The 14,446-nt window shown below is 68.8% G+C and carries 11 protein-coding genes; 7 read left to right on the forward strand and 4 right to left on the reverse strand.

What is annotated here, in order from left to right; translation table 11 throughout:
• Nucleotide 1: 1 nt before the first annotated feature.
• Together speB and ndk are read right to left on the reverse strand one after the other, a co-directional pair.
• A complete protein-coding gene (gene speB, locus ACI6GS_RS17585; RefSeq protein ID WP_439814760.1) occupies nucleotides 2-1,054 on the reverse strand; it encodes an agmatinase in 1,053 nt (350 codons plus the stop codon).
• Nucleotides 1,055-1,153: 99 nt separating this feature from the next.
• Nucleotides 1,154-1,576, reverse strand: coding sequence for a nucleoside-diphosphate kinase (ndk, locus tag ACI6GS_RS17590; RefSeq protein WP_439814761.1), 423 nt, complete (start codon nucleotides 1,574-1,576; stop codon nucleotides 1,154-1,156).
• A 107-nt stretch (nucleotides 1,577-1,683) separates the two neighbouring features.
• Here ndk and ACI6GS_RS17595 point away from each other — a divergent pair, with 107 nt between their 5' ends.
• A complete protein-coding gene (locus tag ACI6GS_RS17595; RefSeq protein ID WP_439814762.1) occupies nucleotides 1,684-3,600 on the forward strand; it encodes an ABC-F family ATP-binding cassette domain-containing protein in 1,917 nt (638 codons plus the stop codon).
• Between the two features lie 75 nt (nucleotides 3,601-3,675).
• Nucleotides 3,676-5,181, forward strand: coding sequence for a sensor histidine kinase (locus tag ACI6GS_RS17600; protein ID WP_439814763.1), 1,506 nt, complete (start codon nucleotides 3,676-3,678; stop codon nucleotides 5,179-5,181).
• 6 nt (nucleotides 5,182-5,187) lie between these two features.
• On the opposite strand, the gene ACI6GS_RS17605 is transcribed toward ACI6GS_RS17600, so the two are convergent.
• Both ACI6GS_RS17605 and ACI6GS_RS17610 read right to left on the reverse strand, forming a co-directional pair.
• Nucleotides 5,188-5,658 carry a DNA polymerase III subunit chi gene (locus tag ACI6GS_RS17605; protein ID WP_439814764.1) on the reverse strand — a complete coding sequence of 157 codons (471 nt, stop codon included), beginning with the start codon at nucleotides 5,656-5,658 and terminating at the stop codon, nucleotides 5,188-5,190.
• 159 nt (nucleotides 5,659-5,817) lie between these two features.
• The gene (locus ACI6GS_RS17610; protein ID WP_439814765.1) at nucleotides 5,818-7,317 is read right to left on the reverse strand and encodes a leucyl aminopeptidase; all 1,500 of its coding nucleotides are present in this window, start codon (nucleotides 7,315-7,317) and stop codon (nucleotides 5,818-5,820) included.
• A gap of 360 nt (nucleotides 7,318-7,677) precedes the next feature.
• Between ACI6GS_RS17610 and ACI6GS_RS17615 the strand changes: the two genes are divergently transcribed.
• From ACI6GS_RS17615 to ACI6GS_RS17635, 5 genes are read left to right on the forward strand one after another with little or no spacing between them, the layout of a single operon-like run.
• Nucleotides 7,678-9,195, forward strand: coding sequence for an ArnT family glycosyltransferase (locus tag ACI6GS_RS17615; protein ID WP_439814766.1), 1,518 nt, complete (start codon nucleotides 7,678-7,680; stop codon nucleotides 9,193-9,195).
• 11 nt (nucleotides 9,196-9,206) lie between these two features.
• The gene (locus ACI6GS_RS17620; RefSeq protein WP_439814767.1) at nucleotides 9,207-9,992 is read left to right on the forward strand and encodes a phosphatase PAP2 family protein; all 786 of its coding nucleotides are present in this window, start codon (nucleotides 9,207-9,209) and stop codon (nucleotides 9,990-9,992) included.
• Entirely contained in the window at nucleotides 9,989-11,149 is a 1,161-nt protein-coding gene (lptF, locus tag ACI6GS_RS17625) for an LPS export ABC transporter permease LptF (RefSeq protein WP_439814768.1), read from the forward strand. Before ACI6GS_RS17620 ends, lptF begins: the two co-directional genes overlap by 4 nt.
• A 24-nt stretch (nucleotides 11,150-11,173) precedes the next feature.
• Nucleotides 11,174-12,271: an LPS export ABC transporter permease LptG gene (gene lptG, locus ACI6GS_RS17630; protein ID WP_439814769.1), complete on the forward strand. Its 1,098-nt coding sequence runs from the start codon at nucleotides 11,174-11,176 to the stop codon at nucleotides 12,269-12,271.
• Between the two features lie 16 nt (nucleotides 12,272-12,287).
• Nucleotides 12,288-14,432, forward strand: a complete 2,145-nt coding sequence (locus ACI6GS_RS17635) for an LPS-assembly protein LptD (protein ID WP_439814770.1) — start codon at nucleotides 12,288-12,290, stop codon at nucleotides 14,430-14,432.
• Nucleotides 14,433-14,446 lie beyond the last annotated feature (14 nt).

The following is a 14,446-nucleotide window of genomic DNA, read 5'->3' on the forward strand; positions in this document are numbered from 1 at the left end:
CTCAGCCCTTCGCGAAGGACGGGGCGCCGGTCATCAGGCACAGGATCTCGAACATCAACTGCGCGCCGGTCTGCGCCGTGACGGTTGTGGCGTCGTACTGGGGCGCCACCTCGACCACATCGCCGCCGACAATGTCCAGCCCGTCCAGGCCGCGCAGGATCGCCTGCGCTTCGCGCATCGACAGGCCACCCGTCTCCGGCGTGCCGGTCCCCGGCGCATAGATGGGATCCAGCCCGTCCACGTCGAACGTGACATAGGCCGGCGTGTCGCCAACAACCTGGCGCACCTTGGCGATCACCGCGTCCGGCCCCATGCGCACCACGTCCTCGATGTGCAGCACGGTCATGCCAGAGGCGTAGGAGAACTCCCACAGGTACTCGGACGCGCCACGGATGCCGATCTGGACCGTCTTCTCAGGGTCGATCACGCCATCCAGCACGGCGTTCCGGAACGGGCCGCCATGGTGGAACTTGGCGCCCTCGAACCCGCCCGCCGTGTCGCAATGGGCATCGAAATGGATCAGCGCCAGCGGCTGCTTGCGCCCCAGGGCCTTGAGGATGGGATAGCTGATCGAATGGTCGCCGCCGGCGCTCAGCGGCCGGACCCCGGCATCGTCCAGCTTCGTGTAATAGGTGAAGATGTCGGCGATCGCGGCATCCAGCCCATAGCGCGACTGGATCGGCACGTCGCCCACATCGGCGATCTTCCCCTCGCTGAAGGGCACGCGCTTGAGAAGATGGTTGAACGGCCCGACGCGTTCGATCGTACGGATCGCGCGTGGCCCGAAGCGGGCGCCCGGCCGGTTCGTCACCCCCAGGTCCATCGGCACGCCGACTAGGGCGATGTCGATCCCGCCCCAGTCGGCCTGGCCGGCAGCATCCGGAAGGTAGGGGGCATCGAGCAGGGTTGAGACCCCCTCGAACGGCTTGCGACGGGTGGAGCCCTGGAACACCTGGGCGACCACCTTGGCGAAATCGGGGTCCTCGACCTCTGCCGCCAGATCGGCGCCGACGCCGAAGCGCTGCCTCAGGGCCGCCAGCTTCGCTGGATCCATCTTCTGAAGTCCTCCACGACCCCAGGGTCCGGGGTCGTGGAGAGCCTATCCGTCAGCCGGCCCGGCGCTCAAGGCTGCCGGCTCAAACGGCACTTCGCCTTACGGCGCGATCTCGGTCTGGGCGAAGAAATAGGCGATCTCGATCGCCGCGTTCTCGGCCGAGTCGGAGCCGTGGACCGAGTTCGCCTCGATCGACTCCGCGAACTCCTTGCGGATCGTGCCCTCGGCCGCGTTGGCCGGGTTGGTGGCGCCCATGATCTCGCGGTTCTTCGCCACGGCGTCCGCGCCCTCCAGGACCTGGACCACGACGGGGCCGGAGGTCATGAACGCGACGAGGTCGTTGAAGAACGGGCGCTCGCGGTGCACGGCATAGAAGCCCTCGGCCTCCGCCTTGCTCAGCAGCTTGCGCTTCTGCGCGACGATGCGCAGGCCCGCTGCCTCGAACTTCGCGTTGATCTTGCCCGTCAGGTTGCGGCGGGTCGCGTCGGGCTTCAGGATCGAGAGGGTGCGCTCGGCAGCCATGGGTCACTCGGCATCAGGGATTGTGTCGCGCGGGCTTGTAGGCGCTTTCGCAAGGTGCTTCAACCCCGCCAGCTTCTTCGTCTCCAGATCACCTGACACGGCACCCCATGTTGCAGATCACCGAGTTGAGTTGCCGGATTGCCGGGCGCCTGATCCTGGACAAGGCGACGGCCAGCATCCCGGCCGGGCACAAGGTGGGCCTGGTCGGCCGCAACGGCGCGGGCAAGTCGACCCTGTTCAAGGTCATCCTGGACCAGTTGCCATCGGAACACGGCCGCATCGCCCTGCCCAAGCTGTGGCGCATCGGCGCGGTGGCGCAGGAGGCGCCGGGCGGCAGCACGACGCCCATGGAGTTCGTGCTCTCCGCCGACCTGGAGCGGGCGAGCCTGCTGGCCGAGGCCGACACCGCGACCGACCCGGACCGCATCGCCGAGATCCATACGCGGCTGGCCGATATCGGTGCGCACACCGCCGAATCCCGGGCGGGCCAGATCCTGGCCGGCCTTGGCTTCGACACCGAGGCGCAGAACCAGCCGCTGTCGACCTATTCGGGGGGCTGGCGCATGCGCGTCGCCCTGGCCGCGGTGCTGTTCGCGGAGCCGGACCTTCTGCTGCTGGACGAGCCCACCAACTACCTCGACCTGGAAGGCACGTTGTGGCTTGAGGGCCACCTTGCCACCTATCCGCGGACGGTGCTGCTGATCAGCCATGACCGCGACCTGCTGAACTCGTCCGTGCAGCAGATCCTGCACCTGCATGACGGCAAGCTGACGCTGTGGGAGGGCAATTACGACCGCTTCGAGCGGGCCCGGGCCGAGGCGCTGGAGCGCCAGGCGGCGACCCGGGCCAAGGTCGAGGAACAGCGCAAGCACATGCAGGCCTTCGTCGACCGCTTCAAGGCCAAGGCGTCCAAGGCCCGCCAGGCGCAAAGCCGGATGAAGGCGCTGGCCAAGCTGGCGCCCATCGCGGCGGTGGCCGAGGACAGGGCCTGGCGCTTCCGCTTTCCGGAACCGCAGCCCCTGCCCTCCCCGCTCATCAACCTCGAAGGGGCGGCGGTCGGCTATGTCCCGGGCGAGCCGATCCTGCGGCGCCTGACGCTGCGCATGGACGCGGACGACCGCATCGCGCTGCTGGGGCAGAACGGCAACGGCAAGTCCACCTTCGCCAAGCTGCTGGCGGGGCGCTTGGCCGCGGATGGCGGCACGTTCCGCAAGTCGGGCAAGCTGAAGGTCGGCTATTTCGGCCAGCACCAGCTTGACGAACTGGATGCCGACGGCACGCCGTTGAGCCACCTGTCCGAACTCATGCCCGGCGTGATCCCGGCCAAGGTACGCGCCCGGCTTGGCGCGTTCGGCTTTGGCGCCAACCTGGCGGAGAACCGCGTCGGCTCCCTTTCGGGCGGCGAGAAGGCACGCCTGGTCTTCGCGCTCATCAGCCACGGCGACCCCAACCTGCTGATCCTGGACGAGCCGACCAACCACCTGGACGTCGACGCGCGCGAGGCGCTGATCCATGCCCTGAACGAGTACAGCGGCGCCGTCCTGCTGGTCAGCCACGACCGCCACCTGATCGAGGCCAGCGTCGAGCGCCTGTGGCTGGTCCAGGGCGGCACCGTCGTCAACTATGACGGCGACCTGGAGGACTATCGTCGCCTGGTGCTGAGCGGCGCCACCGGCGGCGCGCCCAAGGTGCCGAAGGCCAAGGCCGCCCGCCCGGCGGACGGCGCCGGCGACGCGGCCGAGCGCGCGCCCAGCGCCGTCGCAGCCCCCGTGCCGCCGCCCGCAGCCTCGCGGGGCAACCGCACCGTGCTGCAGCGTGCGGCCCGTCGGGCGGAAGAAACCCTGGAAAAGCTCGCGGCCCGGCGCAGCGCGCTGGATGCCCAGTTGAGCGAGCCCGCGACGCATGGCGACCCGGCCCGCCTGGCCGAGCTGAGCCGCCAGCGCGACGCGGTCGAGCGTGACCTGATCAGCGCCGAAAGCGCCTGGCTGGACGCCCAGGAGGCGCTGGAACAGTTCGCGGGTTGAGTGTTCGCCCCAAATGGGCGACTACTGTCGGCGTCTGTCAGGTGACAGGCCGTACCCACGACCAACGGTGATGGAATGGCGGACGGGCAGCCGGCATCCGACCACGGCGGGTCCCTTCAGGCCGAACTCGACCGGGTGCGGGCCGAACTGGCCGAGGCCCGGACCGCCCTTGCTGCGCGCGAACAGGCGCTGAACCTGGCGCTGGGCGTCGGTGCCATCGCGATCTGGGACATCGACCTGAGTTCCGGCCAGGTCCGTTCCAGCTCCGATCTCGGCCGCTTCGGCATCGACAGCAGCCAGCCCTTCGACGTCAAGGTGCTGTGGCGGCTGCTGCACCCCGACGACCTGCAGGCCTTCCGCGCGCGGCTTGGCCAGCTGCTGGCCGGCGTGGACGTCGGCGTGCCTTATGAATGGCGGGTGATCCGGCCGGATGGCGGGACCGAGTGGCTGAGCACCCGGTCCGACGTCATCCGCGACGCGCAGGGCCAGGCGGTGCGCCTGCTGGCCGTGTCCGCCGACGTCACGGCCCTGAAGGAAGCCCAGGGCCGCGTGGCCGACATCAACGACCGCCTGATCCTGGCCCTGGACGCCGCGCAGATGACGGTGTGGGAGCAGGACATCCTGACGGGGGTGATCCGCACGTTCCGCCCCGAGGAGGCGGTGCCCGGTCGCAGCCGCCGCGAACTGCACGAGGTCACGTCCGACCGGGTGGAGGATGTCTATGCCAGCATCCATCCCGACGATGTGCGCCGCCTGCGCGCGATGACGCCCAGCGACATCGACGAGCAGGGCCGCTTCGGCGTCGAGTTCCGGCTGCGCACACCCGACGGCGGCGAGATCATCCAGCAGGCCCGCGGCCAGGTCCGCCGCACCGGGCGCGATCACAATGTCCGGCTGATCGGCGTGACGACCGACGTGACCGAGGATCGCCGCGTGAAGCGCGAGCTGGAAACCGCCCTGCGGCATCGCGAGATGCTGCTGAAGGAGGTCAACCATCGCATCAAGAACAGCCTGCAACTGATCTCCAGCCTGCTGAGCCTGCAGGCGCAAGGGGTTGCCGACGCAGGCGCCCGCACCCTGTTCGAGGAGGCGCTGCTGCGGGTCCGCGCGGTCGGCATGCTGCACCAGCGCCTGTACCAGACCGAGAACGTGGAGGAACTGTCGCTGGCGCCCTACCTTGCGGAGCTGGCGCACAACGTCGCCGAAGCCGTGACGGGGACCGAGACGGGGATCGTGCTGGCGGTCGACACGCCGGAGTTCTCGGCCTCGCCCGACACCGCGATCTCGCTGGCCCTGATGCTGAACGAGCTCCTGGTGAACGCCATCAAGCACGCCTATCCGGATGGCGAGGGTCAGGTCCGGGTGCTGGGACGGATCGACGGCGACACCTATTGCCTGCGGGTCGAGGACGACGGCGTGGGCCTGAGCGGCGGCGCCACCCGCCGCGGCCTGGGCAGCCGCATGATCAATGCCCTGATCCGGCAGTTGGGTGGAGAAGTGCTGAACGAGGCGCAGTCGCGCGGCCACGCCGTGGAACTGCGGGTGCCGACCGAGCGCCTGGCCCCAGTCCAGCGCGGCTGAGCCGGCTCAGGCCTTTTCCCAGCCGCCGGCCGGCTTCTGCTTCCAATAGGTCAGCGTGTGCCCGGCCGCCCGGGCCGCGCGATAGCGATCGCGCGCCGCCGCGACCGCGGCGTCGTCATTGCCGTCGAACAGGTCAAGGACGCGGTCATAGCCGTCGAAGCGCGCCGCAACGGCGCCGTCCACCAGCAGCAGGACCGTCGCGCCATTGGGGTTCTCCAGGCGGTCGGTCAGCCACACCGGCTGCAGCGCGGCATGCGGGTCGGGCGCCCGCCCATGCGGCAGGAAGCTTTCGCGCTCATAGGTCCAGAGCAGCGAATCGAGCCAGTCCACCCGCTCCGGCGATCCGGCAAGCACGACCGCCCGCAGGCCGGAGGCCAGCACCCGCTCCAGCAGGCGCGGCAGCGCCTCCTCCAGCGGCCGCGCCGTCAGGTGATAGAACGCAACGTCGGCTATGACCGCGTTCCCTCTCGCGGACATGGTGATCCGGAAGCTCCGGCACCAACATCCTTCGAGACGGCCTTCGGCCTCCTCAGGATGACACGCGTTGGACGTTCCATCGAAATACCAACGGCGTCATGCTGAGGAGCGGCCCGAAGGGACGCGTCTCGAAGCATCTGCGCAGACCGTTACGTTGCCCTACTTCCCTTCGTAGGACAGGGCGACGAGCTTATCCAGCAGGCGCACGCCCCAGCCGCTGGCCCAGGTCGGGGCGAAGGGATGGTCCTTCAGGCCCCAGGCCGTGCCGGCAATGTCCAGGTGGGCCCAGGGCACGTCGTTGACGAAGCGCTGCAGGAACTGGGCCGCGGTGATGCTGCCGGCCACCCTGTCGCCGCCGATGTTTTGCATGTCGGCGATCTTGGAATTGATCTGCTTGTCATAGGCGTCGCCCAGCGGCAGGCGCCACACCGTCTCGCCCGTCGCCTTGCCGGCTGCCGTGATCTTCTCCGACAGGTCGTCATTGTTCGAGAACAGGCCCGCATGCTCGTGGCCCAGGCTGACGATGATGGCCCCCGTCAGCGTCGCCAGGTTGATCATGAAGCGGGGCTTGAAGCGGTCCTGCGTGTACCAGAGCGCATCGGCCAGGACCAGGCGGCCCTCCGCATCGGTGTTCAGCACCTCGATCGTCTGGCCGGACATGGACGTGACGACGTCGCCCGGGCGCTGGGCATTGCCGCTGACCATGTTCTCTACGGCGCCCACGACGCCGATCACGTTGACCTTCGCCTTGCGTCCGGCCAGTGCCTTCATCAGGCCCAGCACCGCCGCGGCGCCGCCCATGTCGCCCTTCATCTCGTCCATGCCGCCTGCCGGCTTGATCGAGATGCCGCCCGAGTCGAAGGTGACGCCCTTGCCGATGAAGGCCAGCGGTGCGCCCGTGTCCTCGGGCGCTCCCTTGTACTGCATGACGATCAGGCGGGGTTCCTTGTCGCTGCCCTGCCCCACGCCCAGCAGCGAACCCATGCCGAGCTTCTTCATCTCGGGCACGCCCAGCACCTCGACCTCCACGCCGAGGGCGGTCAGCTTCCGCGCCTCGGCCGCCAGCGTCTCGGGATAGATGACGTTGGCGGGTTCCGTCACCAGGTCGCGCGTGAAGAACACGCCGTCTGCGATCTTCTCCAGGCTGCCAAAGGCCTTGGCCGCATCGTCGGCCTGCGCCACGGCAAAGGCCAGGGTCTCAAGGCTGGGAAGCTCTTCGGGCTTCTTCTTCGTGTGATACTTGTCGAAGCGGTAGGACCGCAGCCGCCCGCCATAGGCGGCATTGGCCGCAATCTCCGCCGCCTTCAGCGTGGCCCCGGCGACGTCCTCCACCACCAGGGTGACGGCCTTCTCCCCACCCAGCAGCAGGCGCCCGACGAGTGCGGCGCCGGCCACCTGGGCGGCCAGCGCGTCCAGCGCGTCCGGCTTGCCCAGGCCAACCAGGACCACGCGCGTCTCGGCCAGGCCGGCAGGCGCCAGCACTTCGAGCGTGGAGCCCTTGGCCCCCTTGAAGCGGCCATTGGCCATCGCCCGCGACAGCGTCCCCTGCGTCAGGCGATCGACCTCCGCCGCCTGGCCGGTCAGGCCGACGCCCTCCGCCACACCCAGCGCAAGCGCGCCATGACCGGGAAGACCAGGGGATACGAAACTGATTTTCATGGGACCTGTCGTCTGAACGCATTCGTGCGGGCCGATATCTTAGTCCCCACCCAAGCCACTGCAAGGAAGCCGGGTCCGGCCCTGGCCGTTCGCCCAGGTCTTGCGACACTGGTCCGCTTGGAGCAGGCAGGTCTTGCCTCTAAGGTCCGCGCGCGTGACCGACCTGCCCACCCACTCCGCTGACGCCCAGACGAGGCGGACCAGGACCCCTTCCCCCTTGGCGGAGAATGTCGGGCGGAAGGGCGCCTGCGTTCGGCTCATCATCGCGGGTGATGGCACGGCGGCACCGCCAGGCCAGCCCAGCCTGCTCTCCCATGCGGCGAGGGACGTCCGGTCGCGCAGGCGATCAGGCCAGCCCTGATGGCGCCTTCCCATTCCGGTGTGCCCCGCGGGATCGTGCCCCTGCTGCTTGTGCTCGCCGCGCTGGCTGGTTTGCGCCTGGCGGCCCTTGCGGCCTCGCCGCTCGGGCTCCAGGTGGACGAGGCGCAGTACTGGCTGTGGTCGCAATCCTTCCAGTTCGGCTATTTCTCCAAGCCGCCGCTGATCGCCTGGGCCATCGGGCTCAGCACCGCTGCCTGCGGCGACGCGCCGTGGTGCGTCCGCCTGCCCAGCGTCATCGCCCACGCCATCGGCCCCGTCTTCGTCTTCCTGTTCGCGTACAACCTGGTGCGCCATCCCGGCCGTCCCCGCGATCTGGTGGCGGAGGTGACGGCCCTGGCCGCGGCAGTCCTCTATGCGACGCTGCCGGGCATCGGCTTTTCCGCGGTGCTGATCTCGACCGACGCCCTGCTGCTGCCGTCCTGGGCCGCCGCGCTGTGGTGCTATGAGCGCGCCCTGGCGACGGGCGCGCGGCGCTGGTGGGTTGGCCTCGGCCTGGCGCTGGGCCTGGGCATGCTGGCCAAGTACGCCATGGCGTATTTCGTGCTGGGAATCGCCGTGCACTGGCTGCTCGAGCGGGGGCGGCCGGAGCGTCCGCGCATCGACCGCGGCGGCCTGGCCCTGGCGCTGGGCCTGGGCGTGCTGGTGTTCGCGCCGAACCTGGCCTGGAACGCGATGCATGCCTTCCTGTCGTTCCGCCACACGGCCGACAACATGAACCTGGGCGGGCAGCTGTTCCGGCCCGGCGCCATGCTGGAATTCCTGGGCTCCCAGTTCGGCGTCTTTGGCCCCATCACGATGGCAGGCGCCATCCTGGTCCTGGCCGCGCGGCGCACCTGGACGCGGCCCGAATACCGCCTGCTGGCCGCCTTCAGCCTGCCGCTGCTGGTGCTGGTGACGGGCCAGGCGCTGCTGTCGCGCGCCAATGCCAATTGGGCGGCACCGGCCTATGTCGGACTGGCGGTCCTGGTCGCCGTGGCATGGCTTGAGCGCGGTCGGCTGAAGCTGCTGCTGGGCACGCTGGGCCTGCACACGGCGCTGATGCTGGTCCTGCTGGTCGCCATCGGGCTGGGACGCGTGCCGTTCCTGCCGCTCGGCGCGGCGACCGACCCGATGAAGGCCCTGCGCGGCTGGGACAACCTGGCCGTCGAGGTGGCGGCGGCGCTCGACGCCCATCCGGGCGCCATCGTGCTGACCGACGAACGCGAGATGCTGGTCGAACTGGCCTATGAACTGCGCGACCGGGTCCGGCAGGACGGCACCCTGGTCCTGGCCAAGTGGAACCTTGACGGCCGCATCGACGACCAGTTCGACCTCATCTCCGACGTGAAGCCGCATGTCGGCCGCGATGCCATCCTGGTGACGCGCGGGCCCGACCCACAGGTGATCGCGCGTCATTTCGCGTCGACGAATCCCCTGGGCAGCGTCGCGGCGCGGGGCTATGAGGATCGGCGCGGGACGTTCTACCTGTTCGCGCTGCGGCGCTTTGATGGCTATTGAGGATGCGCGTGGTGTACCGCAGCCTGCTTCTGGCCTGGATCGCGGCGACGTTCGCGTTCGTCTTCGTGCCCCAGCTCGATCCCGCCATCACGCGCCTGTTCTACGAGCCGGGCCTGGGCTATCCGCTGTCCATGCAGCCCTGGGTCGACACGGTGCGCCGCGCGCACATGATCCTGGCCTGGACCGCGACGGTCGGCGCCCTTGTCCTACTCCTGATCCTGGCGCGGCGGGCACGCGGGCGGCCCGTGGTGCCCGCGCAGTGGGTGCCGGCACCGCTGCGGCCCCTGCGCCACGGCCTGGGCCGGCTGCTTCAGAGCACCGGCCTGCTGGGCCTGCGTCCGCGCGTACCGCTGTTCCTGGTCCTGGTCATGGCGATCGGCCCCGGGCTGATCGTGAACCTGGGCCTGAAGGAACATTCGGGTCGGCCCCGCCCCTCCCATACCGAGGGGCTGGGCGGCGCCAAGCCCTTCATCCCCGTGCTGGTGAAAACGGACAATTGCGCCCGCAACTGCTCGTTTGCCTCTGGCGAGGTGGCGATGGGCTTCGCTTGGACGGCCTGGGCGCTGCTGGCGGTGCGCCGCCGCCGGGCGGCGCTGGTGGCCGCGGGCCTGGTCGGCACGGCGGCCGCCCTGATCCGCGTGGCGGAGGGCGGGCATTTTGCCAGCGATGCCGTCTTTGCGGGCCTGATCTCGCTCAGCGTCGTGGCCGTGCTATATGACCTGATGCTTCGCGGACGCCCCTGGCGCCTGACTGATCCGGCCGCCGCCCCTGCCCCGTCGGGGGCGATCGGCGCATGACGGGCTATTCCCCCCCCACGACGGCGCAGTCGCTGGGGATCAGCGGCCTGCCCGCCTACCTGATGCGGCAGGTGGCGGGGCCGCTTGTCTTCTTCACGGTGGCCCTGACGGCGATCATGCTGCTGGGCCAGTCGATGCGCACGTTCGACCTGATCGTGAACAAGGGGCTGTCGCTGGGCGACTTCCTGTCGCTGACCGCGCTGCTGCTGCCCAGCGCGCTGGCGCTGATCCTGCCGGTTGCGCTGTTCTGTGCCGTCCTGTTCGCATTCTGGCGCCTGGCCACCGACAGCGAGCTGATCGTGATGTCGGCGGCGGGCATCGGCCCTCTGTCGCTGGCGCGCTCGACCATGATCCTGGGCGGCGTGGTCGCGCTGGTCGTGTACCTGCTGAACCTCTACCTGGCGCCGCTGGCCCTTCGCACCTTCAAGGACCAGGTGTTCGAGATCCGCGAGACCTTCGCCTCGATCCTGCTGCAGGAAGGGGAGTTCAATACGCTGGTCGACGGCCTGACCGTCTATGTCCGCGACCGCCAGGGCGCGCGGCTGTCGGGCATCCTGGTCCATGACGACCGCGTGCCGGGGCAGGCCGTGACCATGCTGGCCGAACAGGGCACGCTGCTGCGCACGCCGGAAGGGCCGCGCTTCGTGCTGATCAACGGCAACCGGCAGCAGGTCGACCCCAGCAACGGGCGCCTGTCGCTGCTCTATTTCGAGCGCTACTCGATCGACCTGTCCAAGCTGGGCGGCGATCCAGGCGACCGCTGGATAGAGCCCAGCGAGCGCTATCTGGGCGACCTGTTCTTTCCCGATTCCTCCCAAAACGATCAGAACCGCCGGGGCCAGTTGATCGCGGAGGGGCATCGCCGCCTGGTGACGCCGCTCTATGCCTTTGCCTTCGCCCTGGTCGGGCTGGTGGCGGTCGTTGGAGGCGAGTTCGATCGCCGCGGCCGCGGCCGCCGGCTGGTCCTTGCCGCAATTGCGGGTGTCGTCATCCGCCTGGGCGAGATCGGCTTCGCCAGCATGGCGGCGCAGCACTGGTTCGGCATCGTCCTGCAATACCTGGGCGTGCTGGTGCCGATCGCCGCCTGCCTTGCGATCCTGGCCGGGATGCGCCTGCCGCGCCTGCGCCCCAGCATCGCCGTCGCGGCGCCCGGCTGAACCCCAGGACCGAGTGCGCGCCGCATGCCCCTGTCCCTGACCCTGTCCCGCTATCTGGGCCGCCATTTCCTGGCGTCCTTCGCCGTCGTCTTCCTGGGCGTGATGACGATCGCCTTCTTTGCCGACCTGATCGAACTGGTCCGCCGCGCCTCGCGCATCGAGGGCATGGACTTCTCGCTCCTCATCGCCATGTCGGCGCTGAAGCTGCCGCACCTGTCCGAGCAGACCCTGCCCTTTGCCTGCCTGTTCGGGGCCATGTGGTCGTTCTCGCGCCTGACGCGGACGCAGGAACTGGCGGTGGTGCGCGCGTCGGGCGTGTCGGTCTGGCAGTTCATGCTGCCGGCGATCGTGCTGTCGCTGGCGATCGGCCTGTTCGCCGTGACGGTCTACAACCCCGTGGCAGCCACCATGGTCGCCCGCTACCAGGCGCTGGAGGCCAAGCACCTGCGCGGTCGCCCCAGCATGCTGGCCGTGTCGAACAGCGGTTTCTGGCTGCGCCAGGCGGACGAGGCGGGCGGCCAGGAGGTGATCCATGCCCTGCGCGTCAGCCAGCAGGGGACCGAACTCTATGACGTCATCATCTTCCGCTTCGGCCAGGGCGATCGCTTTGCCGGCCGGATCGACGCGCGCATGGCGGTGCTGGCCGACGGCTACTGGGACGTGACGGACGCCTGGAACACCACCCTTGACAACCCCGCGACCTTCCAGGAGCGGATGCGCGTGCCCACCCGCCTGACCGCGCAGGACATCCAGGAAAGCTTCGCGGCACCCGAGACGCTGTCCTTCTGGGCACTGCCCAAGTTCATCCGGGTGCTTGAGACGGCCGGTTTCTCCGGCATCCGTCACCGCATGCACTTCCATGCGCTGCTGGCCAGCCCCCTCCTGCTCTGCGCCATGGTGCTGATCGCCGCCAGTGTGTCATTGCGCATGACGCGGCGGGGAGGTGTCATGCAGCTGATCGGAATCGGGATGGCGGCGGGATTCGTGCTCTATATCGGTTCCGAACTGGCCCAGGCGCTGGGATTGGCGGGCAGCGTGCCGGCACCGCTCGCCGCCTGGGCGCCGGCGGCCGCGGCCAGCCTGATGGGCCTGGCCACGCTGTTTCACCTGGAGGATGGCTGATGCGGGAGAACCGCTGATGCGGCGGATGACCCAAGCCGTGATGGGGGCCTGTGTGCTTGCCGCCCCCGCCGTGGCGGTCCCCGATACGGCGCGCGCCCAGGAGCAGGACCAGCCCGTCCTGATCCATGCCGACCAGGTCGTCTATGACGAGCGGTACGATACCGTCACGGCCACCGGTCGGGTCCAGCTGGAGCAGGGCGACCGCGTCCTGATGGCCGACCGCGTGACCTTCCAGATGGCGCAGGACGTGGTGACGGCGCAGGGCAACGTCGCCCTGATGGAGCCGAGCGGCGACGTCCTGTTCGGCGAGCAGGTCGAACTGCAGGACGAATTCAAGAACGGCACGATCCAGTCGATCCGGATCCTGCTGATCGACAATTCCCGCATGGCGGCGCAGCGCGGCAGTCGCGTCGACGGCAACACCACCAACATGGAGCGGGTGGTCTATTCCCCCTGCGACCTGTGCCAGGACAACCCGACTGCGGCGCCGCTGTGGCAGATCAAGGCCTTTCGCGTCATCCACGACGAGAAGGACAAGGAGATCCGCTACGAGGACGCGGTGTTCGAGGTCTATGGCGTGCCGATCTTCTACACACCCTATTTCGCGCATCCCGATCCGACGGTGAAGCGCAAGAGCGGCTTCCTGATTCCCGACTATGGCCGGTCGACCGACCTCGGCTTCCGCATCGCGGCGCCCTATTACTGGGCGATCAACGACAGCAGCGACGTCACGCTCACGCCGACCTACTATTCCGACGCAGGCGCCCTGCTGTCGTTCGAATACCGGCAGATGACCGAGACGGGCGAGTTCAACATCCGCGGCAGCGGCACGATCACCGACCGCACGGACGCCAACGGCAACGAGATCGACGGTGACCAGTTCCGCGGCCACCTGTTCGCCGACGGGCGCTTCAAGCTGAGCGAAGCATGGTCCTGGGGCTTCAACATCCAGCGCAGCACCGACGACACCTATCTCCGCCGCTACGAGTTCGGCGGCGGTGATTCGCTGACCAGCACGCTGTTCCTGGAAATGATCGACGATCGCGACTTCGCCCAGATCTCGACCTATTCCTACCAGGGCCTGCGCGAGACGGACGATCCCGGCCTGACGCCGACCATCCTGCCGCTGATCGAGGTCAGCCTGATCAGCAAGCCGGACGACCTGGGCGGCCGCTTCAGCTTCGACTTCAACGCCCTGGCCCTGGAACGGTCGGAGGGGACGGACAGCCGGCGCCTGTCGAGCGCGGTCGGCTGGCTGCTGCCCTATACCAACGACCTGGGCCAGGTCTGGACGGCCAGCGCCAATGTGCGGGCCGACATCTACAATTCCAGCGACGTCGTCGACGTCTTTGGCGTGCGCCATTCGGGCGGCACCTATGGCCGCGTCCTGCCCCAGGCGGCGATCGACTGGCGCTGGCCCTTCGTGCGCAGCGACGGCGAGGTCCGCCAGGTGATCGAGCCGATCGCGGCCCTGGTCCTCGCCCCCTATGGCGGCAATCCCGCCGAGATCCCGAACGAGGACAGCACCAGCTTCGAGTTCGACGACACCAACGTGTTCCAGACCGACCGCTTCACCGGCATCGACCGCTGGGAGAACGGGCCGCATGCAATGCTGGGCCTGCAGGCGGGCGTCTATGGCCCGACCGGTGGCTCGACCTCGGTCATGCTGGGCCAGGCCTTCCGCCTGAAGGCCAGCGACGTGATCCCCGTGGGCAGCGGCCTGGACGATACGCGCTCCGACTATGTCGGGCGCATCGACGTGCGCCCATCGGAGTTCATCGACCTGACCCACCGCTTTCGCATCGACCGCGACACCCTGGACTTCGAGCGCAACGAGATCCGCGCCGTGGTCGGGCCACAGGCGTTCAAGGTCCAGGTCAGCTATGTCTCGCTGGCGGGCCAGGCCGGCAACCTTGAACTGCCGGATCGCGAGGAACTGTACATGTCGGTCAACGCCAAGCTTGACCGCTTCTGGTCGGCCACCGCCAGTGCGCGGCAGGACCTGATCACCAATGTCACCCTGACGTCTGGCATCGGCCTCATCTACCGGGATGAGTGCATCGAGTTCGGCACGTTCCTGAGCCGGCGCGAAACCCGCGACCGCGACATAGAGCCGTCGACCTCGCTGAATTTCCGGATCCGTCTTCAGAACCTGTCGTGACTTCGATAATGTCC

Origin of the sequence: Zavarzinia sp. CC-PAN008 (assembly GCF_051903925.1) — a bacterium.
Classification (GTDB): Bacteria; Pseudomonadota; Alphaproteobacteria; order Zavarziniales; family Zavarziniaceae.

Excerpts from the sequence above, each read along its gene's own strand:
- ACI6GS_RS17615 (WP_439814766.1), top strand. The coding sequence starts at position 7,678 with ATGGCGCCTTCCCATTCCGGTGTGCCCCGCGGGATCGTGCCCCTGCTG.
- ndk (WP_439814761.1), bottom strand. The coding sequence starts at position 1,576 with ATGGCTGCCGAGCGCACCCTCTCGATCCTGAAGCCCGACGCGACCCGC.
- lptG (WP_439814769.1), top strand. The coding sequence starts at position 11,174 with ATGCCCCTGTCCCTGACCCTGTCCCGCTATCTGGGCCGCCATTTCCTG.
- ACI6GS_RS17595 (WP_439814762.1), top strand. The coding sequence starts at position 1,684 with ATGTTGCAGATCACCGAGTTGAGTTGCCGGATTGCCGGGCGCCTGATC.
- lptF (WP_439814768.1), top strand. The coding sequence starts at position 9,989 with ATGACGGGCTATTCCCCCCCCACGACGGCGCAGTCGCTGGGGATCAGC.
- ACI6GS_RS17610 (WP_439814765.1), bottom strand. The coding sequence starts at position 7,317 with ATGAAAATCAGTTTCGTATCCCCTGGTCTTCCCGGTCATGGCGCGCTT.
- speB (WP_439814760.1), bottom strand. The coding sequence starts at position 1,054 with ATGGATCCAGCGAAGCTGGCGGCCCTGAGGCAGCGCTTCGGCGTCGGC.
- ACI6GS_RS17605 (WP_439814764.1), bottom strand. The coding sequence starts at position 5,658 with ATGTCCGCGAGAGGGAACGCGGTCATAGCCGACGTTGCGTTCTATCAC.
- ACI6GS_RS17635 (WP_439814770.1), top strand. The coding sequence starts at position 12,288 with ATGCGGCGGATGACCCAAGCCGTGATGGGGGCCTGTGTGCTTGCCGCC.
- ACI6GS_RS17600 (WP_439814763.1), top strand. The coding sequence starts at position 3,676 with ATGGCGGACGGGCAGCCGGCATCCGACCACGGCGGGTCCCTTCAGGCC.